The organism is Glycocaulis abyssi (assembly GCF_041429775.1).
Taxonomy (GTDB): Bacteria; Pseudomonadota; Alphaproteobacteria; order Caulobacterales; family Maricaulaceae; genus Glycocaulis; species Glycocaulis abyssi.
The window spans coordinates 43,382-66,928 of record NZ_CP163422.1; the positions used below are offsets into that span (position 1 = coordinate 43,382).

The window sequence follows — 23,547 nt, forward strand, 5'->3', positions numbered from 1 at the left end:
GGTGCGAACGCGCCCGAGACCTGGCGATGAAGGTCACCCTTCGCCCTTACTGAACCGGTACACGGGAATCCCCAGCCGCCGCGCCTTGTCGGCGAAATTCTCCTGGATGCCCGATCCGGGGAAGACGAGCGCCCCGATCGGCAGGGCGCCGAGCACCGCATCATTGCGCTTGAAGGGCGCGGATTTGCCGTGCCGGGCCCAGTCGGGCTTGAAGGCGATCTGGGGGACGCTCCGGGCATTCGCCCAGCAGGCGGCGGCTTTCTCCGAGCCCTTGGGCGAGCCGCCATGCAGCAGGACCATGTCAGGATATTTGGCGTGGACCTGATCGAGCCGGGCCCAGATGTCGCGGTGCTGGTCGGTGTCGCCCCCGGTGAAGGCGATCCGCGTGCCCGTGGGCATCATGACCGCGGCGTCCGCGCGGCGGCGCGCGGCGAGGAAATCGCGGCTGTCGACCATCGCCGCAGTGAGGTGGCGATGATTGACCTTCGACCCGGTGCGCGGTCTCCAGGCTGAGCCGGTGCGGCGCTCGAAGTGGAGCGCGGCCTCATCCCGCATGAGCTCGAAGGCGTCGCGGCGTTCGAGCAGGGTGCCGCCCTCGGCGATCAGGCGTTCCAGTTCGACCGAGCGTATCTCGCTGCCGTCCTGCTCGCGCTGGCTGGTTTTCTGGGCCTTCTCATTGTCGTCGAGCTCGCGCTCGATGCGGCCCGCGGCGCGGTGGAAGAGATTGACCGCCGACCAGAGGAGGCCTTCGAGGTCCGGTTCGAGGCGGGTGTCCTGCAGGGTGGCGGACAGGGCGTCGAAGATGTCGGCGACCGCGCCGGCGACTTCGTCGCCGCCCGGGAGCGGCCTTGGGTCGGGCTCGTCCGCGAACGGACGGTGGCCGTAGAGCTGGAGCTCCTGGAGCAGGTGCTCGGTGGGCGATGGCGGGTTCTGGGGTGCGTCGTGCGGGTTCATGGCGGGCTCCGTCGGCAGGGACCGCGACCATCGCGGCCTTCCTGGCGACCCGAGCCCACGGGCGGTCCGGACAGGCAGCCCGAGCAAAGCGAGGGCCCTGATGGCGGAGGCCGACTATTTTGCTTCGCGATGGAACGCGCTCCCGCTTCGGGAGCGCGCCGGAAAATAGTCGGCCGCAGCCATTGCCGGGCCGGGCCGGCTGTGGGCCGCTCGCCCGCTGGAAGGCCGTGGCGCGGACCTCTTCCGCCGCGCCCCGGCTCCCGCACGCGCGCCCTGCCCCGCCCCAGCTTGCAGACCGGCTCAGGCCCCTCCGAACCGCACCCGGTCTTCGCGGGCGAGCTGGCGCGCGAGCGCCGCGTTGAGGCGGCGAGCCCCTGAAGCGAGGAGATCGTCATTGAAGTCGCCGCGGGCGGGCCGCAGTGGACGCGCCTCGACACCGGCCTCGCGAGCTCGCTCGGCGAGGCGGGCGAACGCCCCCTCCCCGGCCGCGTCGGCGTCGAGGATGACATAGAGACGGCGCAGACCGGGCGGGAGCGCGAGGGCGCCGAGATGGGCGGCAGAGAGCGCCGCGACGGAGGGCAGGCCCGGCAGCGCCTCGCGAACGGAGAGGGCATTCTCGAGGCCCTCGCCTGCAGCCAGGACCTCGCCGGGACGACCGAACCGCACGCCGTGGCCGAGGAGCTGGCCCATCGCCTTGCGCGGCGGATCGAGCGGAGCCTTGGCCGCCCCGTCGCGGGCGAGCCAGGTCCGGTGCGCGCCGGTCTGGGCACCGGAGAGATCGGTCACCGAGGCGATCAGGGCGGGCCAGGTCTGACGCGGCGCGCCGTCGCCGGGCAGGACGGTGCAGCGCGGATGAAAGCGCAGCGCGGCGAGGTCATCGAGCCGGGTCAGGCGCCGCGCGCGCAGATAGGTCTCCGCGAGCGTGCCCCGGATCGGCCGGGCCGCGGCGAAGAGACGGCGCGCCGCGGTGGGGCTCACCACGGCGGGCTTCGGTCTGGCGCGCGGTGGCGAACCATCCACCGGCTCGGGTTCCGGGAGAGCGAGGAAGCGCCGGGCTTCGGCGAGGATGTCAGAAAACCGGCTGAGCCCGCGTGTCTCGCGGATGATGTCGAGTAGGTCGCCATGCTCGCCGGTGGCCGCGTCGGTCCATTTGCCGGCCGGGCCGCCGGGCGCGTCGGCGAGGCGCACGAACATAGAGCGGCCCGCCTCGCCGCGGGCGTCGCCGACGCGCCAGTACTGGCCGTCACGCCGGCCGTTGGGGAGATAGTGGCGGCAGACCGCCTCGGCCTGGCGGCCGAGGCGGCGGGCGAGATCGGCGGCGTCCGAGCGGCTCATTCCGCTGCGGCCCGCGCGGCGGGCGCAGCCGCGCTGAACGGGTCGACCTGTTTATGGATCGGCTGGGCGCGGCCCATCCAGGGCTCGGGCCTTATGCAGCGCACCCAGTCGGCGAAGCTGGGGATGAAGCCCAGATCCTCGGTGACGTGCTGTTCGCCGATCAGGCGGACGGGCACGACGCGGCCCGTGGAGATGGTGATCGCCGCGCCGAAGAAGCGTTCGAGCATGAAGATGCCTTCGGCGTGATGGCGCAGCGCCCGGTGCCGGAAATCGGCGGTGATCGCCTTGGACTCGTCGAACCATTGATGCAGGGCGAGATAATCCTCCGGCGCCCCGCCCCATCTGCGCACGGAGGAGAGCGCATGGTGATAGCAATGTCCCATGACCGGCCTCCTCAGAAATCGTGGTGGTGAGCGTCAACGCTGGTATAGCGCTCATTATAGTCCAGACGGATCGTCCCGGCGGCGACGTCGAAGACGAACGCGCCATAGGCCCCGTCATTGTCCTCCCAGCCGCCATGGGTCTGGGAGAGCGCGTTATAAGAAAGCGTCTCGACCGCCTCGGCGACGGTCATCTCCTGCTCGCGGATCTCTTCGTCATGGAAGCTGACCGATCGCAGTGTCAGGGGCGCCTCGGGCAAGGCGGCGGGCGTGTCGCCGGCATAGGCCTGGACGTCCTCGATCTGCCCGCTGTCGCCATAACCGTCAAAGGTGACGTCGATCCGGGTGATGCCCGCCGGCGCGAGCACGGCGAAGAGCGACGCCTTGTTGGCGGGCATCAGCGCGGCGGCGCGGGCTTCATAGGCTTTCATGCGCGCGACGATGTCGGCCATCGGCGATGGCGCGGGCGGCGGGTTGGACTGGGTCATGATGGAAACTCCCATGTGCGGTTGAGGTCATGAGCCGGGCGACCGCGCCCGGCTCACGCGCCAACCCGCGCGCCTTTGCCAGGAGAGACGCGCGGGGCCCCGCGGGAGATCAGGGATGGCGGGCCGCTATTCGGCGGCGACGGCCGGGGCGCCCTCCTCGTCTTCGGCCGGAGTCTCCTCCGCAGGCGGATCACCCTGCGTGCGCAGGGCGGCGGGCAACCAGCCCGTGCCCGCAAGCAGTTCCTCGGCGGCCTTGGCCATGGCGTCCTTCTTCAGCCCCTCGATGCGCGCGGCGGCCTCCTCGCCCGCGCCTTCGCGTACGGCCTCGAGGATGCGGGCCTTGGTGACCCGGCCGAGATAGCTCGCCACCGTGGGCGTCCAGCCCGCCTCGGCCATGTCGAGCCCGGTCACGCGGGCGAGACGGTCCGCCTCGCGCATCCGCCGCTCGAGCCCGGAGGCCGAGATCCCCGTGCCATAGGGGCTCGGGCGTTCGAACAGGGCGTTGACCCCGAAGCTCACGCAGTGAGCGAGGAGGGCCAGCCGGCTCGCCTCGTCCAGCCGGTCGAGCCAGTCCCAGACCGCGTCATCGCCCTCGGCCAGCGGGATGTCGGCCTTCCAGGCCTCGTCGCGCTCCTCGATCATCCGCGCCGGGAGGCTGTCGGCGAGCCCCTCGCCCTGGACGGGCAGATAGACCGGGCTCACCCGCGCCTCCAGCGCCGCGCCGGGCAGCGCGCGGCTGAAGCTGTCGAGCACGAGCTTGTGCAGGAGCGCGGTCATCGCGATGCGCGGATGGCCCGCGAGCGCATCGCGCAGGGCGAGCGTGCGGTGGGCGGTGAGCTCGATGGTGAGGCGCTCTGGCAGCGGCTTGCCGGTGTCATCCTCCTCCTCGGGCTCCTCGGCGGGCGCGCCGTCTCCGTCGATCGACACGGTGGTGACGACCTCCTCGTCAGCGGCATCGCCGACGGGCTCGGCCTCGTCGGCGGCGGGCTCGTCCTCGGGCCGAACATAGCCGCGATCGATCTGGAGCCGCCCGCTGGGGTCGATGCTGATGAAGGCCCCGGCGATGGCGATGTCGGCCGGATCGAACCGCATCGGGCGCTGATCGAAGGCTTCGAGCGCGGTTTCGATCTCGCCCAGCCGGTGGTCGACCTCCTCGGGATACTCATCGGCCTGGGCATGCTCGGCTTCGAGCCGGTCATACTCCTCGGCGAGCGCGGCGCGGGCCGCGACCTCGTCCTCGGTCAGATCGACGGGCTCGCCATCGATCTCCCGCAGGCTGAAGGTATGGCCATAGGGGAAGTTGATCTCGGTCTCGGTCCACTTCCAGCCTTCGGCGGCGATGGTTTCTGCGGCGGCCGCGAGCTTCTCGGCGACCAGGCGGCCCAGGAGCGCGGGGTCCTGCAGCCAGCCGCCATGGTCCTCCTCGAACAGATCGCGCAGGACGCGTCCGCCCGCCGCCTCATAGGCCTCGATGCCGATGAAGAGCGCCCGCCGGTCGCTGGCGCGAACGGCGGTTTCGGTCAGGAGGCGCCGGATCTGCTGAGGCGTCCTTGTATAGCTCGCCTGCACCGCCTCCCAGACCTGGCGCTGGCGGTCCTGGTCATCGGTGACGGTGAACGCCATCAGGTGTTCGAGCGTCATCGCGTCTTCGGCATAGGCGTCGAGCAGCTCGGGCGCGACGGCGGCGAGGCGCAGGCGCTGGCGCACGATCTGGGCCGGGACGAAGAAGGCGGCCGCGATCGCCTCTTCCGTCATGCCTTTGGCGCGCATCGCCTCGAAGGCGCGGTACTGGTCGAGCGGATGCAGCGGCGCGCGCTCGACATTCTCGGCCAGCGAGATTTCCTCGCTGAGCACTTCGCTGGCCGCATCGCCCACGACACAGGGGACGGGCGCGGACTTCGCGAGCCGCTTCTGCTTGACCAGCAGTTCGAGGGCGCGGAAGCGGCGCCCGCCGGCGGGCACCTCGTACTGGCCGGTCTCCGCTCCGGCCTCGTCGAGGAGCGGCCGGACATGCAGGCTCTGGATCAGGCCGCGCCGGGCGATGGAGGCGGCGAGCTCGTCGATCGAGACGCCCGCCTTCACCCGGCGGACATTGGTCTGGGCGAGGACGAGCCTGTTGAAGGGGATGTCGCGCGCGGGCGACAGGGTGATTTTCGTCTTGGCGTTGGCCATCGGTGGACACTCCGCGACGGGCGGCCGGAGTCTCTCTCCAGCCTCGCAACCCGTCACGACGACCGCCGCCGCCCTCGAACTCTGAGGGCGACGGCGGCGCCGCGAGGGCACAGCGGCAGAGGATCAGGCGGCCCGTTCGAGCAGCGTCTTCGCGCGCCCTTCCAGTTCGAGGCGGGCGTCCTGATGGGTCTGGCTGCGGGCGTGGGCGGTGATGCCCTGGACGAAGTCGAACACGGTCTCGGGCGGGCGGCCTTCCTCGGCGAGGACCGTGTCGATGATTTTCGCCGTAGCCGCCTTGGTGAAGCCGCGGCGACGCAGGAAGTCCTGGCGGCCCTCCTCATCGCGGGCGACAACGCGCTCGCGCGCGGCGCGGATGCCGTTCACGAAGGGCATGGGCGAGGAATTGGCGAAGCGCGTCAGCGCGGGCGCGGCCTCATGGGCGAACCGGCTGGCGGCGTATTTGGAGTGCCGGATGCGGATCTCCTGGAAGTCCTCCACGCCCCACAGATTGCGGTTCTGGCAGACGGCGCGCAGATAGAAGCTCGCGATCCCCAGCGTCTTCGCGCCGACTTCCGAGTTCCAGCAATAAAAGCCCCGGAAATAGAGGTCCGGCGAGCCGTCGGGCAGCGTGCCCGCTTCGATCGGATTGAGGTCATCGACCAGGAAGAGGAAGACGTCCCGGTCCGAGGCGTAGAGCGTGGTCGTGTCCTTGGTGACGTCGACGCGCGGGTTGTAGACGCCGTTCGACCAGTCCAGCACGCCGGGCACTTTCCAGCGGGTGTCGCCGGTGCCGTCGCCGGCGATGCGCCGCACGGCCGTGACGAGCTCATGATCGAAGATGCGGCCATAGTCGGGCCCGGTCACCGCGCGCAGCTCGGTGCGCCCGTCCGCGGTCTCGAGCGTCTTGATCTGCTCGGCGCGGTGGGCGGTGAGGCCGTATTGCAGATTGATGCCCGCGAGCGGGGCGGGCAGCTGGCGCATATAGGCGGCGGGCGCGCCGACCAGGCTCGCCAGCTGGCCGAAGCTCCAATGGGTGGGCGCGATGGGCGCGTCCGCGCCCGGCATCATCAGCGCGAGGTCTTCGGGATCATCCCGCTCGGCGAGCACGCGGATCTGGGCGCTTTCGACGATCCTTGTGCGGCTGGCCTCGGCGCGGCCGCGGACCGCGTCATGGAGATCGGACAGCGAGAGGTAGCGTTCATCGTCGGGCCGGCTGAACCATTCGGACGAGACGCGTCCGATCCGCTCGCCGCGGCTGACATCGACCTTGTAGCCGCCACCTGGAGGAGGCGATGGGGACGGGGCGAGAGGGGGCAGGATTTCTTGTCGGGGCATGGGACTTCTCCGCGACGGGCGGCCCGGAGCCCTCTCCCGGCCTCCAACCCGTCACCCCCTCCCCGCCCGCCTCTGCCTCTCTCACCCGCGGTGACGTCTCGCCGGACGCCGCACGCTGTCCCGCAGCGCATCAACCCGCACAAATTGCGGACCTACTCGATTTTACACTACCCAGCGTCGTCCGTTTGCGCTACCATTGGGTGTTTTCCGGTATACCGCAATTGAAGCGGCGGAGAGCATGAGCGGGCGAGATGCCAGACGCGGAAGAACGCGCGGGATCCTGCCTGATCTGACCTGATCCGTTTTCGCTGCGCCCACCTGACCTGCTGAATGGCGGGCGCGCGACGGCGCGTCACAGGGTGGTCCGCGGCCCTGGCCGGACTGACGGCATGACGCGAGACGCAGGCACTCCCCGTTCGAGACCGCCCGCACCGGGCGACGCCCCCGCGCTATCCCTCTGCGGAGGCGGTCATGACTGAGTACGGCCGCCCCTCCCCTCGTCCGGACTCGACGGGCGCGCCCGCTTCCGACTGGGAGACCTGCCTGAAGACCGGCGTCGCGCTCGCCCGCGCGGGCCGGGCCCATGACGCCCTGCCGCATCTGCGCCGCGCCCGGCTGATCCGTCCCCGGCATTTCGACACGCTGCAGGCGCTCGCCAGCGCCCAGCTGCGGGCGGGTCTGGCGGAGGAGGCGGACGGCACGTTCGGGGCGATCCTTCGCATCGATCCGCGCCATGTGGATGCCCGGCACGGCCGCGCCCTCGCCCAGAACGCGCTCGGCGACCGGGCGGCGGCGCTGGCGACCTTCCGGAAGCTGGTGGCGGGTGAGCCGAATGCCTGGCGCAGCTGGCAGTCGATCGCCGACATCACGCCGGACGAGGAGGAGCGGGTCGCCGCCGTGGACGAAGCCGCCGAGGCGCTCGAGCGATTGTGCGCCGGCGACCGCGCGGCGCCGGAACTCTATGCGGCCTGCGTGACCGCGCTGGTCGCAGCTCGCCGCGCGGAGGATGCGGCCACGTTCGCGCAAGACCGGTTCGGCCGGTTCCGAAGCGCGAGCGCTGCGCATGACAAGCTCGCGGGCGCGCTCTACCGGGCCGGCCGGTTCCGGGAGGCGGCGCTGCAGAAGGCTTCGGCGCTGGCAAGTCTTCCGGCGGCGGACATCCCGGCCGCGCCGCGCGCGAACCCGTTCGGGATTGCCACCGGTAACGACGCCCTCGCCTCCTTCGCCGCCATCCTGGAGGCGGCGGGGATCGATTACTTCCTGGCGGCCGGCACGGCGCTCGGCTTCCACCGCGAGGGCGGCCCGCTCGCCCACGACCGGGATCTCGATATCGGCGTGATCCGGCGCGCGGATGGCGGCCCGGATCTCGCTGGCCTCATCCGCGCCCATCCCGACCTCATCCTCGACCGCGGCGCGCGCCCGGGCGACCGGTACATCCCGCTCCATCACCAGGGCGCAGGCATCGACCTCTTCGCGCATGATCCGCAGGCGGACCAGCTGGTCTGCGGGTTCAGCGGGACGGATGGCGATGTCGCCTGGCGCTTCTCCGCGTTCCAGATCCGCCGCCGGACCTTCGGAAAAACCTCCTATCCCCTGCTCGACCCGGTCGAGCGGTATCTGACAGAGAGTTATGGCGATGGCTGGCGCACGCCCGATCACGGGTTCGCCTCCGCGATCAGCTCGCCCGCGCTCGACGGCGTCAGCCCCTGGGTGCGCGCCTTCTATGCGCTCGCCCGGGCGAAGTCGGCGCTGATGCGCGGCGACCGCGCCAAGGCCCGCGCTCTGCTCGCCCAGTCTCCCGTGCGCCTGCCCGGCATGGACCGGATCCTGCCGAAGCTCGCGCGCGCACGCCCCGACAAAGAAGAGGAGACCCGCTTCCGCTGACCGTCCGCCTACGGGCCAACCTCGTTGATTGCCGCCTCGTTCCGCCGCCCCTCACAGGCCGGACAGGCGGATCATATGCCAAGCCATAACCCACCGTATTTATTAGGCTATTCCTTTTGACTCCCCACCGCCCCAAGCGCAGGCTTCAGGTGCCGCCAGCGCGGCGGCGTCCCCCAGAAGGAAGGAGCATCATCATGAAACGCGAAGAGCAGACCCATCCGCAGGATGACAAATTCGAGCCGATCGAACTCGGATCGGTCTCGGAGGAAACGAAAGGTGGAATCTTCCCCGGAAGCGAAGTCGACCTGACGCAGAACTCGAGAGACTCGGCTTAGGGTCGAGACAAGGGAGGGCCCTGCAGGGCCCTCCCTTCTTCCTGGCGGGATTTTTTGAACCCCAATGCTAATAGCACTAGCTGGGATGCGCAATATGAGAGCGCCGTTGCATCTACCTGAGGGCGTTTATTTGCAAAGGCTTGGTGATGTATACATCTTCCTGGATGCCACCAGCGACCGCTACGTCACTTTGTCGAAAGATCAATCCAGGTGGTTTGAAGAGGTCCGCAACATGGATGCGACTTCATCCCTTTCGAATATCGCTGAGCAGTTTGCGAATAGGCTGGTAGAGAGAGGGCTGCTCTCGCAAGACGCCCAACAGGGAAAACCCCTGCGCGAATCCGATGTTCCGGCAACACAGTCCTCTGTGTACGATCCGGTCGCACTCGACGCGAGAGGCGTATCGGCGAGAGAGGTCGCGGCGATACTGCATGCGGTTGCCTCAAGTTGGTGGCTGTGCCACCGGCACCGTTCAAACGTCGAAGCGATACTGCGGGCGGTCTAGGTCCTGTTGACGAAGTGGATTCCCAACCTGCCCGAAGCGTGATTCAAGACTGGTTTTTGGGAGGCGGTCTTGGTTCGCGGTTTGATGACGGACGAGGAGTGGGCGTTTTTCGAGCCCTTCGTGGTGGCGACCGGGGGCAAGCGGGGCCGCCCGCCTTCGGATCACCGCCGGGTGCTGGACGGGGTGTTCTGGATCGCGCGCACCGGCGTGCCCTGGCGTGATCTTCACGAGCATTTCGGTCCGTGGACGCGGGTCTACCGTCAGTTCCGCCGCTGGACGCTGTCGGGCGTGTGGGAGCTGATGCTGGAGGCGCTGGGCGAGAGCGGGGCTGTGCCCGACACCTTGCAGATGGTCGATTCCACCATCGTTCGCGCGCACCATCAGGCTGCGGGCGCTAAAGGGGGACTCAAAAACAGGGTTTCGGGCGCTCTAAAGGTGGCTTCACGACCAAGATACACCTGCGCACCAACGCCGAGGGCCTGCCCATTGAGCTGCTCCCCAGAATTCGGACGCTGACGTAAGCTACAATTTGGGTTCTGCTGATCTTCGACGACGAGGAGATCGCAGATGTCGAAACGCAAGCAGCATTCGCCGGAGTTCAAGGCCAAGGTGGCGCTTGAAGCGTTGAAGGGCGAACAGACCGCGGCCGAGCTGGCGAGCCGGTTCGGGGTCCACCCCACGATGATCCACCAGTGGAAGCGCGCTCTTCTGGAGGGCGCTTCGGGCGTGTTCGAGCGGGGATCGCGGCGCAAGCCGGAGGTGGACGAGGCCCAGCTCCAGGCGCTGCACGCCAAGATCGGCGAGCTGGCGGTCGCCAACGATTTTTTGTCCAGAAAGCTCAAGCCCTGGGGCGGGACGTGAGGCGCGCGATGATCGAGCCTGATCATCCGGCGCTGTCGATCGGTCGCCAGTGCGGCCTGCTGTCGATCGCGCGGTCCTCGTTCTATTACACGCCCGAGGGCGAGAGCGATGCGAACCTGGCGCTGATGCGTCGGATCGACGAGCAGTTCCTGGAGACGCCGTTCTATGGCGTGCGCCAGATGTGCTGGCATCTGCGCAATGAGGGGCATGGCGTGAACGTCAAGCGCGTGCGCCGGCTGATGCGGCTCATGGGCCTGATGCCGATCTACCAGAAGCCGGACACCAGCAAGCCGGCCAAGGGGCACAAGACGTATCCGTATCTCCTGCGCGGCCTGCGCGTGGATCGGCCCGACCAGGTCTGGTGCGCGGACATCACCTATCTGCCGATGCGGCGCGGCTTCCTGTACCTGGTCGCGATCATGGACTGGCATACCCGCAAGGTGCTCGCCTGGCGCATCTCCAACACGCTGGAGGCCCGGTTCTGCGTGGAGGCGCTGACCGAGGCGATCTGTCGGTTCGGGCCGCCGCAGATCATGAACACCGACCAGGGCAGCCAGTTCACGGCGTTCGCCTGGACCGACACACTCAGGCGGGCCGGCGTGCGCATCTCCATGGACGGCAAGGGGCGCTGCATCGACAACATCTTCATCGAACGGCTATGGCGGTCGCTGAAGTATGAATGCGTCTACCTGCATGCCTGGGAGACCGGCTCGCAGGCCAAGGCCGGCGTCGGCCGCTGGATCCGCTTCTACAATCACCAGCGGCCACACACCGCTCATGGCGGGCGGCCGCCCGCCATGATCTACTGGCGCGAGCGCCAGCCCAATCAACCCAGTCAGCAGGAGCTCAGAGTAGCTTAAAACGTCCCCGAAACTGTCCAAACATCGGGGAGCAGCTCAGGTCTTGAAAGTCCTGACGCACCGAAATTACGCCGCTGTGGCGCTCTTGCCCTGGAAGCAGGCTGAAGAACGCCGGATCAGGGAGCACAACAGATGGCGTCCTGGGTGGGAAAATGTCGATGTCAGGCCGATCAGCGAGACTGAGAGCGTCGCGATCATAATATTCGTAGGTGGCGAGAAGATTCCCGCTGCCCCATGCGCGGCCTAGCGTTTGGCTCAGCCGGATCTCACGCATGTCACCGCTGGTCACATTGCCGTAACGCAACGACGTCTCCGCACCGTCGAAATCGTCTCGCAGGATGAAGTTCACGACGCCCGCAATGGCGTCGCCGCCGTAAATAGACGAAGCGCCGTCTGTCAGCAGATCAATTCTTTCAATCGCGGAAACCGGTATGAGGGACAGATCGACGAAATCACCAATTTGCGACGACGGGGCTACACGGTTCCCGTTGAGCAGCACAAGCGTGCCGCGCGAGCCAAGGCCGCGTAAATTGGCGCTACTGCCTGCCGTATTATTCTGACCAGAATTTGAATCATTAGGTAGCGTGACCGGGACAAATTCGGAGGAGCCTCCGCCGAATAATTGCGGAATCGTACGAAGGAACTGTTCTGTGGAGGCGAGACCCGATTCGAAAATCTCCTCGCGGGTAAACATCTGGAAAGGCGAGCTCTCCGGCGCGATCCCGCGGATGCTCGTGCCGGTGACGGTGATCGTTTCGATCCGCCGACTGTCGGTCTCCGGGTCGGGCTCGCCCGATACTTCCCGCCCCCTGCCCCGTCCGGGTTCCGGTGTCTGGACCGGATCGGCGCCCGTCTGCCGGCGGACGATCAGATTGCCGTTGGGGCCTTGGGTGAATTCCAGCCCGGTGCCCTGGAGGAGGAGGCCGAGCGCCGCCTCGGGCTCGTAGGTGCCAGTCAGGCGCGGGGCGGTCAGGCCGGAGACTGTGCCTTCAGAAAACAGGATAGCGCGGCCGGATTGCTGGCTGAAGGCGCGCAGGGCGTCGCCGAGCGGGGCGGCTTCGATGGTGAACTCGGCCGGCTCGAGCGCCAGCGTGTCGGCCGGCATGGCCATTGCGGTGATGATGGCAGCCGCGCAGAGCAGCCCCTGCCTGAATGACGTCCTGACGCCCATAGTCTCCCCTCCAGTGTCGTGTGCCTGGTTCCTGATGATGAGGCCGCGGCAGGCTCCCCCGGCGCGCAGCTCCCTCCTCAACCGGGCACTCCGGAAAGCGGGCAAAAAATTCTGAAAGCGGTCTGGCAATGTTCGGCGCGGCCTCCTGACCCGCCCTCCCCGGTCCGCGTTTCCCACGACACGTCCTCCGCGCCCCGGTCCTCGGGCGCACCCGTCCGCCTGCAGACGACCCGATGCCTTCCCCCGCGCGCATCGCGCGCCCTCTGGCCCCCTATCCGGCGCCGGTCTCCCGTCGCGGCGGGCTCAGCCCCCGCGCGGCGGCGCGATGAGGATGGTGTCGGCGGTCCGCACGGTGCGGATCGGCAGGTAGAGTTCGAGGGTTTCGACGAAGCCGTCGGGATCGCCGGTCGGGAAGGCGCCGCTCAGGCGCTCGGCGGCGAGTTCGGGATCGGTGACGCGTAGCTTGATGGCGGAGTAGCGGTTCAGCTCGCGCACGGCCTCGGCGAGGGTGACGTCGGTGAACTGCACGAAGCCGGAGCGCCAGCTCGTCAGGGCGGTGGAGTCAACCGCCGCGATCTCGGGCGCGGCGCTAGCCGCCAGCCGCGCCTGCTGGCCGGGCGCCAGCGGGACGGCCTCGCCGGTGACCTGCGGGCCGCGCCAGGGGGCGAGCCAGCCCTCGCGGGCGGGCGCGACGCTCACCCCGCCTTCCAGCAGGGTGATGGTGGTTTCAGCCGGGCGGAGCCAGATGTCGAATTCGGTGCCCGTCGCGGTGGTCAGGGTCTCCCCGGCGAGGACCTGGAAGGGCCGCGCATCGGACGGCGCGACCTCGAAATAGACCTGCCCGCCGGTCTGGCGCACGAGGCGCCGGTCCCGGGCATAGGCGACCTCGACAGCTGAGTTGGTGTTCAGGGTGAGGCGGCTGCCATCGGCCAGCTCGACCGTGCGCTGCTCTCCGAGCGCGGTCGTGTAGATCTCGCCCGCCGGCCGCAGCTGGCCCGCCGCCAGAACGGACACGCCGAGCGCCACGACCAGGCAGGCCGCCAGCGCGCCCGCGATCCAGGCGACGCGCCCGCCCCGCCCCCGCGGCGGCGCGGCGGCCGCGATGTCCTGTCCAGTAACAGAACCGGGCACGGCGCCGGCATCCGGGCCGGTGTCATTGGCGGGCGCCGCGGCGGCGGACGGCCTGAGCGCGCCGAGGCCGCGCTCGACGGCGCGGAAGGCTTCGGCATTGGCCGGATCGGCCTCCCATGCGAGGAAGGCGTCCCAGGTCTCGAGCGTGACATCGTCGCGGCGCAGCTCGGCATACCAGCGCCCGGCCGCGTCGATCCGGTCGTCCTCGTCTCGGGGCTGATCTGTCATACGCCTCAACATTCCTGGCCGCCTTCAGTCCCGGATCCGGCGCTTGAGCTGCCGGGCCAGGGTCGCGACCGCCTGGGCCAGATTGTATTTCACCGAGGAGGGTGAAATGCCCAGCTGGTCGGCGATCTCGTCATAGGTCAATCCATCGAGCCGGTGGAGATGCAGGATGCGGCGGCGCCGCGGCTTCATCCCCCCGACGATCTCATCAACCAGCGAGACGAGCTCGCGGTCGATCACATTCTGCTCAGCGTTCGGCGCGCCAGTTTCGGGCAGCACGTCCTGGACCGATCCGATATCCACGGAGCGCCGCGCCGCGCGCGAGCGCGCCGCCGCGGCGAGATTGGCGGATTTGTTGCGGATGGCGGTGAAGAGCAGCTTGCGCAGCTCGTCCGCCGGCTTGTCGGGATAGGCGCGCCCGATATCGAGGAAAGCGTCCTGCACGATGTCCTGGGCGTCGCTCTCCGACCCGGTGCGGATCGCGGCGAAGCGCAGGAAGTGCGCATACTGATCGCGGTAGAGCGCCGCCAGCGGGCGGTCATCGCCGTCCGGCGCGGCCCCGGCCGCCCTGCCCTCGCCCGGCCCCGACGGCGCGTCCGGCCGGCTGAGGCGGGCGCCGGCGGCCGGGCGCATGTCCGCGGCCGCGCCTGCATCGGGCGCGCCGGCTTCGCCTGTCCTGAACGCCCCGCTCACGTCTGGCCGCCTCTCGCTGAGCCCCGTGCCGGTCCGGCGCTGCCGCCGGACACGCCCCATTCTGGCGGGCCGGGACGGGCCGCGGTCAAGGAAATTCAGGGTCGGGCGGGCTCCGGCGTGTCCGATTGCGACTTCAGGGCGCCGCGCGGAGCGGCCACTCGCCTCAGACGGATGCGCCTGCCTCCGGGCACGCTGCGGGCCGTCCCGCCTGCCCGCGCGAGATCGCTCAGTCGCTCGAGCCGGGCTTCCCGGCCTGGCTCTTCTCGAACCCCGCACGGCCGCGGGCCCGCCGCTCGGCCAGCGCGCTCATGCGCGCCTGGATCGCCGCCTCGTCCGGCGTTTTCGGATCGAAGGGTGCCGGATGCCAGTCGCGCATCTGGCGATGCTCGGGAGGGGCGGGATCACCGATCGCTTCGAGAAACACTGCAAAGCCGGGCGGCCCGCCGACATCCTCGGGCGGCGCGCGTCCTGCCCCGTCCACATAGCGCGGCCAGGCCGCGCCCGGATCGGCCTCGAAGACGGTTTCCACGGTGAGGCTGAACTGCCAGTCATCTCCGAAATCATAGGCATAGGCGAGCCGGGTGACGCCCCGGTCGATAAAGGCGCCGAGCCGCGCGGCGCGCGCCGACCAGATCCGCGCGTCGGGCGCAGCGTCCGCCTCGGCGGCCAGCCGGTAGCGGTCCTGGCCGATCCGGACTTCGAACAGGTGCCGGTCCTCGAAAGGCATGGCGGCCTGAATGGCGTCGTGCAGGCCTTTCAGGGTCGATGTCAGGGGCAGCTCGAGCCGCCGCCAGATGCGCGGCCGGACATCGTCGAGTTCGAGTCTGATGCGGGCGATGCGGGCGGGTTTGGCCATGGCCTCTCTCATACAGGAGGAGCCTTCATCAGCCATCCCCGATGCAAGTCCCGCGTTGTTGGAGAGAGTTCGAAATCAGCTCGTCGGCCGACCGTATGGGCCCGGATGGTCGTGGCGGGAGTAAACTTCGATTTTCGCGCCGCCATGCAGAAGGACTTTCATGAAGGCATTGAGGCTCAACTCCTCCGTGGTGATAATCACCTTTTCTCCCTCGCGCCTAGCACCGAACTCGTAGAGCAGTTCTTCGGTATCCCCGTAATCGAGCGACAGATTAGCTCGCGTGAGCAAGTCCAATACTCTGTCAGAAAATCGGGTGGAAACTTTACCCGCTTCGAGAAGGCCATCGGCTTCATCTGCTTGAGCCACCTCGGCCACCTCATTGAGAAGCTGTAACGCCTTCTCAGCTTTATCGACACCCTCGAATTCACCGATTAAAACTAAGTTCGCCGAATGCTCGCTGCCGTAGCCGTTCCAGAGCTTCATGGCGATTCCTCCTATGCGTGTGTGGGAGCGGAACGTGTATTCCGCAGAGCTTCGATTGCGACGAGCAGAGAGTCCCCCTGCTCCAACTGGCGTCCCTGGCGTTCAAATGCTCCGAACTTCAGCACTCCGCGCGCATCAAGGTGCATGAAGTCGAAACTTCCATCGGAGGAAGCGATTGGAAGCCGGGGGACGCCCAGAGCGGCGACCGCATGATCGGACGTGGCCAGTCGGACGCGCGCTTGGTTTTCCGAGACCCAGTTTGCCGCGCGAGAAAGGGTCTTCGGGTCACATGTAAGCTCCCCGTCCACACCGGTCTCTGGGAGCAAAAGAAGTTCTTGCGCACCCTCGGAAAACGCGAAATCGGCGGCGTCCGGAAGGTCCGATATAGTTTCGGAGTTCAATACCATATTGATGCCGAAACCTGTTGTTCTTCGGATCAGATTCAGCTGGCTGCGAAATTGATCGAACGAGCGACCTCTCAATCTTTCGTAGGTCGATCCGACGCCATCCATCGACAGACGAATAAAATCCACTGATCCTGAGAGGCTTTCGACCAACTCTTCAGTGAACCGATGGCCATGGGTGGTGAAAGTCACTGCAAGGTTGGTTTCGGAGTGAACGGATTGGCACAGCTCAGCAAAGGCCGGAAATAGAGTCGGTTCGCCTCCGCCAAATCCGACGCCCAGACCACCATTAGCGTCGAGTTCTTTGGCCCACTGAACAACCTGATCCGCCCGTTGCCGAGCAGGTTCCTTCGCCGCGTAGCAATAGGGGCAAGAAAGCTCGCAGGCATTGGTCAGGGCGATTGACATGTATCGGGGAGCGCGCGCCCAACTCGCCGTCGCGGTCTCCACTTCTTCGAGAAGCAAATTCCATCCTGATCGACGGTCGAAAAAATGCACGCCCTCAGGGCAATAGCGGACCTGAAACCCGCTCTGATTCGAAATTTTGGCGTTCAGCGCAGAAGGCGCATTTCCCATCTCAGTCGCCAACGCTGCCCCCGTTGGTTGTCGAATTAACGGCTACATCCCTCAGTCAGCCCTACCTGATCTTGAGGCTTTGGTCCAGAAACACCTCAATTTCCTGCGCCTTCCGTCTGCGCGCGCCAGAGATCGGCATAGAGCCCGTCCCGTTCCAGCAGCGCGGCATGGGTGCCGCGCTCGGCGATCCGGCCCGCTTCCAGCACGATGATGTCGTCGGCCGCCATGACCGTGGAGAGCCGGTGCGCGATGAGCACGGTGGTCACGCCCCGGGTCGCGAGCGCCAGGCTTTCCACGATCCCGGCCTCGGTGCGGGAGTCGAGGGCGGAGGTCGCCTCGTCCGCGATGAACAGGCGCGGCTTCTTGAGCGATGCCCTCGCGATGGCGACGCGCTGCTTCTCGCCCCCTGAAAGTTTAAGCCCGCGCTCGCCGACGATGGTGTCATAGCCATCGGGCAGTTTAGCAATCAGGTCTTCCAGGCTCGCCAGCCGCGCGGCCGCCTCGACCTCCTCGCGCGCGCTCTCATATTCGGGGAAGCCGATATTGAAGGCGAGCGAGGCATTGAACAGCGAGGTGTCCTGCGGGACGAACGCGATCCGCCGCCGGAGCTCAGCGGGCGGATAGTCCGTCAGCGGCACGCCGTCGAACAGGATGAGCCCCGCGGTCGGCTCATAGAAGCGCATCAGCAGCCGGGCGATGGAGGACTTGCCGCCCCCGGACGAGCCGACCAAGGCGGTCACGGACCCCGGCGCGATCTCGAAACTGAGATCCTGGAGCACGGGCCGGCCGGGGTGGTATTCGAAGGTCACGTTCTCGAAGACGATGCCGGCCGGGCCCGGCGCCTCATCCTCCCGCGCGGCCTCCGGCGGGAAGTCCAATTCGGGCTCTTCATCGAGGAGTTCAACCATGCGCTCGATGAAGGCCGCGCCCTGCCCGATATCGCGGATGCCGAAGCCGAGCATTTCCAGCGGCCGGACGATCTGGAGCATGTAGGCGTTGACCAGCACGAAATCCCCCAGGCTCATCGTGCCGGCTTCGACCCGGGCCACGGCCAGCCAGAGCACTGCCGCGAGCCCGGCGGCGAAGACCAGCGCGACCTGCGCGCCATTGCGGAATCGCGCCCTGTAGAACGCGCCCCAGCGGCCCTGGGTCGTCTCGAGCGCGGCGTCATAGCGGCGCGTGAAGGCGGCCTCGCCGGAGAAGGATTTGACGGTCTCGAAGTTCAAAAGGCCATCGGCGAGCTGGGCGTTGGCGTCGATGCGCGAGGCGGAGACCGCGCGGCTGGCTTTCAGCACGCGGCGCGCGCCGTCCACGAAGACCGCGACATAGGCGAGCGCGCAGGCGGCGAAGACCAGGAGGAAGACCGGATCGAGCACCAGCGCGATCACGATCGACATGATGAAGATTTCCAGGAGGCCCGGCAGGATGGTGAAGAGCATGTGCTGCATCACCAGGCGGTAGCCCTGCAGGCCGTTCTCGAGGGTCTGCGCGACCGCCCCTGTGGCGCGGGCCAGATGGAAGCGCAGCGGCAGGGCCATGACATGGGTGAAGACCCGGCGGCTAAGCTTGCGGCTGATGGACTGCTCGGCCGCCCCGAACAGTAGCGCGCGCAGTTCGCCGGCGATCCGGCCCAGCCCCTGCGCCCCGGCATAGAGGGTCAGCAGGAGGACCGGCGCGAGCAGATAGCCGAGGACCGGCGGCGGCGTCGCGCCGGGCGTTAGGGTATCGATGAGGAGCTTGAGCGCGACGGGCCCAAGGGCGGTCAGGGCAGCGGCGAGGACGACGCAGACGAGCGCGGCGGTGAGCCGCCCGGCATCCGCGCGATCAAGCTCGGCCCGGATGACCGCCAGGGCGCGCTTCAGAGTGCCGCCACCGGTGCGCCGTGATGCCTGCAGCTCTTCCTATCGCACTCCCTCGGACCGGCCCCGACAACCCGAAACCAATGGTTGATTGTATCATAAAATAAGTCATATTTCGATCTTGGGTCGAGGGTTAGCGTTACAGTGTGAAACGCGCGGAAGGTCGCGAACCGGGTGAAGTGCTCGTATCACGCCGGGGACCAACCAACCGCTCTACCCCCGAAATTGATGGGTGTAGGGGATTGAATGGTCCGCGCGTTTAGACTGCTCCAAAACGTCGGCCGGTTCGACAATGTCGGCGCTGGGGCGCAGCTTCCGTTTGATCGGCTCAATGTAATCTACGCCGAGAACGCACGGGGCAAGACCACGCTGGCGGCCATTCTGCGGTCGCTCTCTACGGGTCGAACGGACCTCGTCACTGAGCGTTCCCGGCTCGGCGCTCAGCACCCTCCCCGTGTGGTTGTCGAGATGGGGGACGGCGGTAATGCGATTTTTGAGAATGGAGCCTGGTCCCGCACTGCTTCAGAGGTAGTGGTATTCGACGACACGTTTGTCGCCGAAAATGTCTGCTCAGGCATCGAGGTCGGCACGGCGCATCGGCAGAACCTGCACGAACTGATCGTCGGTGCGCAGGGGATCGAGTTGGCGCGCGCTCATCAGGCGGAAGTCGACCAAGTTGAATTGCACAACCGAGAACTTCGGGAACGAGAGGCAGCGATTCCCGCGAATGTAAGGGGCGATCTAACCATCGATGCCTTCTGCGCGCTCGCGATGGTCGCCGATTTGCCCAAGCAAATCGAGGAAGCGGAACGCCGTATCGCCGCCGCGCGCGACGCTGCCCAAGTTGCCGAAACGCCAACATTCCCGGCGCTGCGTTTGCCGAAAATCGACCTTGGACCGCTTCAAGCGCTCCTCGGCAAGGGGCTTCCCGAACTCGACGCCGAGGCCCTTGCGCTTGTGCAACAACACATCAGCCATCTTGGACACGGCGGTGAGGCGTGGATCGCCGAAGGAATGAATCGGGCGGCTGAGGTGGCTCGCCATGGAAACCAGAGTTGCCCCTTTTGCGCTCAAGACCTCGCAGAGTCACCACTCTTGGTCCACTATCGTGCTTATTTCAGCGAGGCCTATGAAAGCCTCAAGGGCGAGATCGAGGAGTTTGCGCAAACCTTCCGTGCGATACAAGGAGGCGACTCTCCCTCGGCGTTCGAACGGAGCGTTCGTGAAGCGGCCGAACGCCAAGCATTCTGGAAGTCTTTTACTGACGTTCCGACGGTAGAGGTTGACACCGCCGCAATCGCGCGGACGTGGAAGGCGGCCCGAGAGAAGGTCGAAGTGCTGCTGGAGGCTAAGCAGGCCGCGCCGATGGATGCATTGACCGTGCCCGACAACGTGCTGAAGTCAGTAGCCGAGCATAACGAACATTGCGATCGTATTTGGGATCTTTCAGAACTTCTTTCCGCCGCAAATCCACATCTAGAGGCTGTCAAGGAGCAGGCCCGCGAGGCGAACGTCCCCACCCTGGAAAGCGACCTGCGCAGCCTACGTGCTGTGGAGGCTCGATACGACCCGAACGTCGCGCCGTTGTGCGAAGCCTACATCGCGGAGAAAAATGCAAAGGCCGCTACGGAGCAGCGACGCTCCGATGCACGGGCTGCGCTTGACCTGCATCGGCAGACCGCCTTTCCGGCCTATGGCATAGCCATCAATGACTTTTTGCGACGCTTCAATGCTAGCTTCAGAGTTGGACCGGTTGATCCCGTGAACACAAGGGGCGGTCCCGCCGCAAACTACACTTTACTCATTGACGGCAATCCTGTGCCGCTATCAGGCAACCCGGGCGATCCAAGCTTCCGCAATACCCTCAGCGCCGGCGATCGCAACACCCTGGCTTTGGCGTTTTTCTTCGCGAGCATGCAAGCCGATCCTCAGCGCGCTCAGAAAATCGTGGTCATCGATGATCCTATGACGAGTTTGGACGAACACCGCACTCTGCACACTCTGCAGGAGATGGATCGACTCGCGCGCGACGTGGCCGGGATGATCGTTCTCTCACATTCGAAGCCGTTCTTGCTCGGTGTATGGGACAAGATTCAACAGCTCCCGAAAACGGCGATTGAGGTCCGAAGATCAGGCACTGGGTCGACGCTTGCCGCCTGGGACGTGAACGCCGCATTGGTGACCGAGCATGATCGGCGGTATGCGGCGTGCGTAGCTTACCTTGAGCACGCCGACCCGGCGACCGAGAGACGGGTGGCTGAGGCACTCAGGCCCATGCTTGAGGCGTTCTGCCGGGTTGCGTATCCGGCCAACTTCCCTCCAGGCACTCTCCTTGGCCCGTTCCACCATCTTTGCGTTCAGCGCATTGGAACGGAGCGAGAGATTATGGGCGAAGCGAATGCTCACGAATTGCGGGCGCTACTCGACTACGCAAACCGCTTCCATCACGACACCAACGCCGCATTTGAGACCGAGTTAATCAACGACGAGGAGCTGGCCGACTTCACGCGCAGGACCTTGGCCTATATTCGGCGCCCATGAGTGGTTGGCGCAACCGGTCGGTACACAGGCATGGCGAAAACCAGCGCGCAGGCGTGATGGCGGACGCCTCCCTATTCAACCTGAGCAATTTCCGACAAATTCGGGGCAACGCTTGTTCTTGATTTATTCCGCAACAAAGCTAATCGTGACTATATGAAATTCCCGCGTCTCAGCCGCTACCGAACAGGTGGCACGACCAACAACATGAATCTAAGCGTGCCCCTGACCCGAACGCCAGGCGGCAGAGTCTACCGATATTCCCCCAACACCGACGCCCATCCACGTCATTTCGTCATTGGCAACATCGCTCTCGATGTGCCGCTCACCGACCTTTTGCGTGCGCGCATGAAGCACGATCCGCACATTCCAAGTACTGTCTGCCCGTATAGCGGCATGGTGGCGGACGACGCAGCGTTTACGCATCCTGAAGATAAAAAGGCGGCGCTGGAACTGGTGAAACACGAGGCCGCGCAGGATATCCGAGACGCGATGTCCCAGATGCTCAAAGACACGTTTAAAGGCAGCAAGACCTTCAAGTTCACGCCCGGCCATCGATCCGCACCAAAGCCGAGACCCAGATTCACCCGTCGGGATCTAATGCGTGAACTTATCTGCGATCACTGCGGCCGTGACTACGGCGTGTTTGCGATCGGTCTGTATTGCCCCGACTGCGGCGCCCCAAACTTACGGCTTCATTTTGCCCGCGAAGCGGAACTCGTAGACGATCAGGTCTCGCTTGCGGAGGAGATCGAAGCCGACAGCGAGGAGCTGGCTTACCGGCTCCTCGGGAATGCGCACGAGGACGTTTTGACCGCATTCGAAGCGACGTTGAAGGCTGTCTATCAGCACGGCAAATCTGCGGCGGGAGAAAATCCACAGCTGAAGGTCGGCAACGATTTTCAGAACGTTGAAAGGGCCATTAAACGATACGGAGAACTGGGCTTGAATCCATTTCTCGACCTAACAGATGCGGAGATAGCCGCACTCAAGCTCAACATTCAGAAGCGGCATATCATCGGGCACAATCTCGGCGTGATCGACGACAGGTTCGCGACGCACGCTGAGGACTCAAAGATTGGCGAGACCGTCCACCTCGTTGGGGAGGATATCCGCCAATTCGCTGCCATCAGTCAGAAAGTCGTTAACACGCTAGATGCATGGCTCGGCGGCTCTCCCTCCCCGACCATCGATCAGTCCCCGCCGCTGCTCACCGTGAAGGAGCCCGTGATGAAGCCCGACGATCCAAAAAACCTCATCGGCATGGACCTCCAGCTTTCGCTCCTTGCACGGAAGGTCGCGGTGTGGGTTGCGGAGCAGGATGCCGATGGCAGGCGCAGTTTTGTGGATACTCAGAAGCTTCAAGGCGCCTTCAAAGACATAGGCGAATCAGAGCTTGTAGAAGCGATTGCGGAGCTCGAGACAGACGGCTTCGCCCAGATGTCGCGTGCGCACGGAAGCGGCCTTCCCAATTTCCGACCTACTCTGGACCTGTATCTCACCTTCGATCGCCCCGCCTTCGGTTGCGACCCAATCGCCGATACTGTAACTGTCGCTGAACTGGCCTTGGCCGGTCCAGACAGCGTCAATGCCGAGCAGATTTTTGAGCAGACTGGGTGGGATGACCGGCGATTCAATCCCGCTTTCGAGTACCTCGCGTCCCAGGTTCCGGAAGGCCGCGTAAGTAAGGCGTTCGGGTCGAAATTTGCGGTCGGGTTCTTCCACATGCTGCCGGAAGACCGTGTGCGTATTAAGCGCTTCATCGCGATTCTCAAAGGCTAGCAAAACGCCCCTCCCATCCCGCAATTTTCTTAGTCAGACTGGACCGCCTCCAGCAGCTTGATACCCTGACTGCGGACGTTCCCAACGGCCTTCCCGACTTTCCACGCTTGCATGTTGTCAGGATCATGGGGCTCGATCATCGCGGCGCGCAGGTCAGGTGATCCCTGAAGCCAGTCCCGTATCCGATCCTGTCGCGGAATCAGGGGCATCCGGTTGTGGATGTCACCCACGAGGGAGTTTGGCCGCGTTGTCAGGATAGTGAAGCTATCTAAAGGCGCACCATCCACGGTCGCGCGGTCCCAAAGACCGGCGGCGAAGAAGAGGCGCCGGTTGCTAAGACCGATGGCAAAGGGCTGCTTCCCGCTGGCTTCTGTCTTCCATTCGTAGAAGCCGGACATGGGTACCAGGCAGGGCCGATCCTTCCAGGATGTTCGGAAAGTCGCCTTCTCGGCGGCCTCCTCGCCCTTGGCATTGAAAGTCGAAAACTTCTTTTCCGAAAGCGGCTTCTTCCACCAGCGGGGCACGAGGCCCCACATCGCGTCGGCGAGCACCGGCTGACCGAGACTGGGTTCAATGCGGATGATGGGCACGGTCTGGGTCGGGGCAATATTGTAGGCGGCCGACGTGCTTCGCACCTCGCCCCATTCGAAGAGATTGAGATAGGAGAGATATTCCTCCCAGCTCACTTCATGTCTGAAAAAGCGACCGCACATGGCGGCT

At 66.1% G+C, this 23,547-nt stretch carries 20 protein-coding genes and 1 pseudogene; 7 read left to right on the plus strand and 14 right to left on the minus strand.

Annotated features, from left to right (window positions below; translation table 11 throughout):
• Positions 1 to 33: 33 nt before the first annotated feature.
• The 6 genes from AB6B38_RS14220 to AB6B38_RS14245 all read right to left on the minus strand — a co-directional run bounded on the left by AB6B38_RS14220 (position 34) and on the right by AB6B38_RS14245 (position 6,664).
• On the minus strand, positions 34 to 954 hold the full coding sequence (locus tag AB6B38_RS14220; protein ID WP_144254440.1) for a DUF2493 domain-containing protein: 921 nt from the start codon (positions 952 to 954) through the stop codon (positions 34 to 36).
• Positions 955 to 1,254: 300 nt separating this feature from the next.
• Entirely contained in the window at positions 1,255 to 2,289 is a 1,035-nt protein-coding gene (locus AB6B38_RS14225; RefSeq protein ID WP_371395231.1) for a toprim domain-containing protein, read from the minus strand.
• Entirely contained in the window at positions 2,286 to 2,672 is a 387-nt protein-coding gene (locus tag AB6B38_RS14230) for a hypothetical protein (protein WP_144254442.1), read from the minus strand. The genes AB6B38_RS14225 and AB6B38_RS14230 overlap by 4 nt, the downstream gene beginning before the upstream one ends.
• Before the next feature lie 11 nt (positions 2,673 to 2,683).
• Positions 2,684 to 3,157, minus strand: coding sequence for a DUF6878 family protein (locus AB6B38_RS14235; RefSeq protein ID WP_144254443.1), 474 nt, complete (start codon positions 3,155 to 3,157; stop codon positions 2,684 to 2,686).
• 126 nt (positions 3,158 to 3,283) lie between these two features.
• Positions 3,284 to 5,329 carry a ParB N-terminal domain-containing protein gene (locus AB6B38_RS14240; protein WP_371395232.1) on the minus strand — a complete coding sequence of 682 codons (2,046 nt, stop codon included), beginning with the start codon at positions 5,327 to 5,329 and terminating at the stop codon, positions 3,284 to 3,286.
• 123 nt (positions 5,330 to 5,452) lie between these two features.
• Positions 5,453 to 6,664: a DUF932 domain-containing protein gene (locus AB6B38_RS14245; protein WP_371395233.1), complete on the minus strand. Its 1,212-nt coding sequence runs from the start codon at positions 6,662 to 6,664 to the stop codon at positions 5,453 to 5,455.
• A gap of 471 nt (positions 6,665 to 7,135) precedes the next feature.
• Here AB6B38_RS14245 and AB6B38_RS14250 point away from each other — a divergent pair, with 471 nt between their 5' ends.
• The 5 genes and pseudogenes from AB6B38_RS14250 to AB6B38_RS14270 all read left to right on the plus strand — a co-directional run bounded on the left by AB6B38_RS14250 (position 7,136) and on the right by AB6B38_RS14270 (position 11,109).
• Positions 7,136 to 8,548 carry a tetratricopeptide repeat protein gene (locus tag AB6B38_RS14250; RefSeq protein ID WP_144254495.1) on the plus strand — a complete coding sequence of 471 codons (1,413 nt, stop codon included), beginning with the start codon at positions 7,136 to 7,138 and terminating at the stop codon, positions 8,546 to 8,548.
• A gap of 194 nt (positions 8,549 to 8,742) precedes the next feature.
• A complete protein-coding gene (locus AB6B38_RS14255; RefSeq protein WP_170244621.1) occupies positions 8,743 to 8,883 on the plus strand; it encodes a hypothetical protein in 141 nt (46 codons plus the stop codon).
• 94 nt (positions 8,884 to 8,977) lie between these two features.
• A complete protein-coding gene (locus AB6B38_RS14260) occupies positions 8,978 to 9,388 on the plus strand; it encodes a hypothetical protein (protein WP_144254494.1) in 411 nt (136 codons plus the stop codon).
• Between the two features lie 84 nt (positions 9,389 to 9,472).
• A pseudogene (locus tag AB6B38_RS14265) lies at positions 9,473 to 9,876 on the plus strand (IS5 family transposase); the annotation flags it as partial.
• Positions 9,877 to 9,955: 79 nt separating this feature from the next.
• Positions 9,956 to 11,109 (plus strand): IS3 family transposase gene (locus AB6B38_RS14270; RefSeq protein WP_371395234.1). Its coding sequence is split into 2 segments (ribosomal slippage): positions 9,956 to 10,229 and positions 10,229 to 11,109, totalling 1,155 coding nucleotides; the frame shifts between segments, so codons are not numbered across the junction.
• Here the strand turns inward: AB6B38_RS14270 and AB6B38_RS14275 are convergent.
• The 7 genes from AB6B38_RS14275 to AB6B38_RS14305 all read right to left on the minus strand — a co-directional run bounded on the left by AB6B38_RS14275 (position 11,096) and on the right by AB6B38_RS14305 (position 18,543).
• On the minus strand, positions 11,096 to 12,280 hold the full coding sequence (locus tag AB6B38_RS14275) for a TonB-dependent receptor plug domain-containing protein (protein ID WP_371395235.1): 1,185 nt from the start codon (positions 12,278 to 12,280) through the stop codon (positions 11,096 to 11,098). The genes AB6B38_RS14270 and AB6B38_RS14275 overlap by 14 nt on opposite strands.
• A 303-nt stretch (positions 12,281 to 12,583) precedes the next feature.
• A complete protein-coding gene (locus AB6B38_RS14280) occupies positions 12,584 to 13,639 on the minus strand; it encodes a FecR family protein (protein ID WP_371395236.1) in 1,056 nt (351 codons plus the stop codon).
• Between the two features lie 24 nt (positions 13,640 to 13,663).
• A complete protein-coding gene (locus AB6B38_RS14285) occupies positions 13,664 to 14,329 on the minus strand; it encodes an RNA polymerase sigma factor (RefSeq protein WP_371395237.1) in 666 nt (221 codons plus the stop codon).
• Positions 14,330 to 14,555: 226 nt separating this feature from the next.
• Positions 14,556 to 15,185, minus strand: coding sequence for a plasmid pRiA4b ORF-3 family protein (locus tag AB6B38_RS14290; RefSeq protein ID WP_371395238.1), 630 nt, complete (start codon positions 15,183 to 15,185; stop codon positions 14,556 to 14,558).
• Positions 15,186 to 15,260: 75 nt separating this feature from the next.
• Positions 15,261 to 15,668: a DUF6375 family protein gene (locus AB6B38_RS14295; RefSeq protein ID WP_371395239.1), complete on the minus strand. Its 408-nt coding sequence runs from the start codon at positions 15,666 to 15,668 to the stop codon at positions 15,261 to 15,263.
• Between the two features lie 11 nt (positions 15,669 to 15,679).
• A complete protein-coding gene (locus AB6B38_RS14300; RefSeq protein WP_371395240.1) occupies positions 15,680 to 16,648 on the minus strand; it encodes a radical SAM protein in 969 nt (322 codons plus the stop codon).
• 95 nt (positions 16,649 to 16,743) lie between these two features.
• Positions 16,744 to 18,543 (minus strand): ABC transporter transmembrane domain-containing protein, encoded by a 1,800-nt coding sequence (locus AB6B38_RS14305; RefSeq protein ID WP_371395261.1) that lies wholly within the window; start codon positions 18,541 to 18,543, stop codon positions 16,744 to 16,746.
• 210 nt (positions 18,544 to 18,753) lie between these two features.
• On the opposite strand from AB6B38_RS14305, the gene AB6B38_RS14310 reads away from it, so the two are divergent.
• Positions 18,754 to 21,048 carry an AAA family ATPase gene (locus tag AB6B38_RS14310; protein ID WP_371395241.1) on the plus strand — a complete coding sequence of 765 codons (2,295 nt, stop codon included), beginning with the start codon at positions 18,754 to 18,756 and terminating at the stop codon, positions 21,046 to 21,048.
• 153 nt (positions 21,049 to 21,201) lie between these two features.
• Positions 21,202 to 22,827: a hypothetical protein gene (locus tag AB6B38_RS14315; protein ID WP_371395242.1), complete on the plus strand. Its 1,626-nt coding sequence runs from the start codon at positions 21,202 to 21,204 to the stop codon at positions 22,825 to 22,827.
• Between the two features lie 29 nt (positions 22,828 to 22,856).
• On the opposite strand, the gene AB6B38_RS14320 is transcribed toward AB6B38_RS14315, so the two are convergent.
• Positions 22,857 to 23,540 (minus strand): SOS response-associated peptidase, encoded by a 684-nt coding sequence (locus AB6B38_RS14320; protein WP_371395243.1) that lies wholly within the window; start codon positions 23,538 to 23,540, stop codon positions 22,857 to 22,859.
• Between the last annotated feature and the right edge of the window lie 7 nt (positions 23,541 to 23,547).

Coding starts and splice junctions, on each gene's coding strand:
- AB6B38_RS14275 (WP_371395235.1), bottom strand. CDS start 12,280: ATGGGCGTCAGGACGTCATTCAGGCAGGGGCTGCTCTGCGCGGCTGCC.
- AB6B38_RS14300 (WP_371395240.1), bottom strand. CDS start 16,648: ATGGGAAATGCGCCTTCTGCGCTGAACGCCAAAATTTCGAATCAGAGC.
- AB6B38_RS14230 (WP_144254442.1), bottom strand. CDS start 2,672: ATGGGACATTGCTATCACCATGCGCTCTCCTCCGTGCGCAGATGGGGC.
- AB6B38_RS14245 (WP_371395233.1), bottom strand. CDS start 6,664: ATGCCCCGACAAGAAATCCTGCCCCCTCTCGCCCCGTCCCCATCGCCT.
- AB6B38_RS14280 (WP_371395236.1), bottom strand. CDS start 13,639: ATGACAGATCAGCCCCGAGACGAGGACGACCGGATCGACGCGGCCGGG.
- AB6B38_RS14240 (WP_371395232.1), bottom strand. CDS start 5,329: ATGGCCAACGCCAAGACGAAAATCACCCTGTCGCCCGCGCGCGACATC.
- AB6B38_RS14250 (WP_144254495.1), top strand. CDS start 7,136: ATGACTGAGTACGGCCGCCCCTCCCCTCGTCCGGACTCGACGGGCGCG.
- AB6B38_RS14315 (WP_371395242.1), top strand. CDS start 21,202: ATGAAATTCCCGCGTCTCAGCCGCTACCGAACAGGTGGCACGACCAAC.
- AB6B38_RS14260 (WP_144254494.1), top strand. CDS start 8,978: ATGAGAGCGCCGTTGCATCTACCTGAGGGCGTTTATTTGCAAAGGCTT.
- AB6B38_RS14220 (WP_144254440.1), bottom strand. CDS start 954: ATGAACCCGCACGACGCACCCCAGAACCCGCCATCGCCCACCGAGCAC.
- AB6B38_RS14235 (WP_144254443.1), bottom strand. CDS start 3,157: ATGACCCAGTCCAACCCGCCGCCCGCGCCATCGCCGATGGCCGACATC.
- AB6B38_RS14225 (WP_371395231.1), bottom strand. CDS start 2,289: ATGAGCCGCTCGGACGCCGCCGATCTCGCCCGCCGCCTCGGCCGCCAG.
- AB6B38_RS14295 (WP_371395239.1), bottom strand. CDS start 15,668: ATGAAGCTCTGGAACGGCTACGGCAGCGAGCATTCGGCGAACTTAGTT.
- AB6B38_RS14255 (WP_170244621.1), top strand. CDS start 8,743: ATGAAACGCGAAGAGCAGACCCATCCGCAGGATGACAAATTCGAGCCG.
- AB6B38_RS14310 (WP_371395241.1), top strand. CDS start 18,754: ATGGTCCGCGCGTTTAGACTGCTCCAAAACGTCGGCCGGTTCGACAAT.
- AB6B38_RS14290 (WP_371395238.1), bottom strand. CDS start 15,185: ATGGCCAAACCCGCCCGCATCGCCCGCATCAGACTCGAACTCGACGAT.
- AB6B38_RS14320 (WP_371395243.1), bottom strand. CDS start 23,540: ATGTGCGGTCGCTTTTTCAGACATGAAGTGAGCTGGGAGGAATATCTC.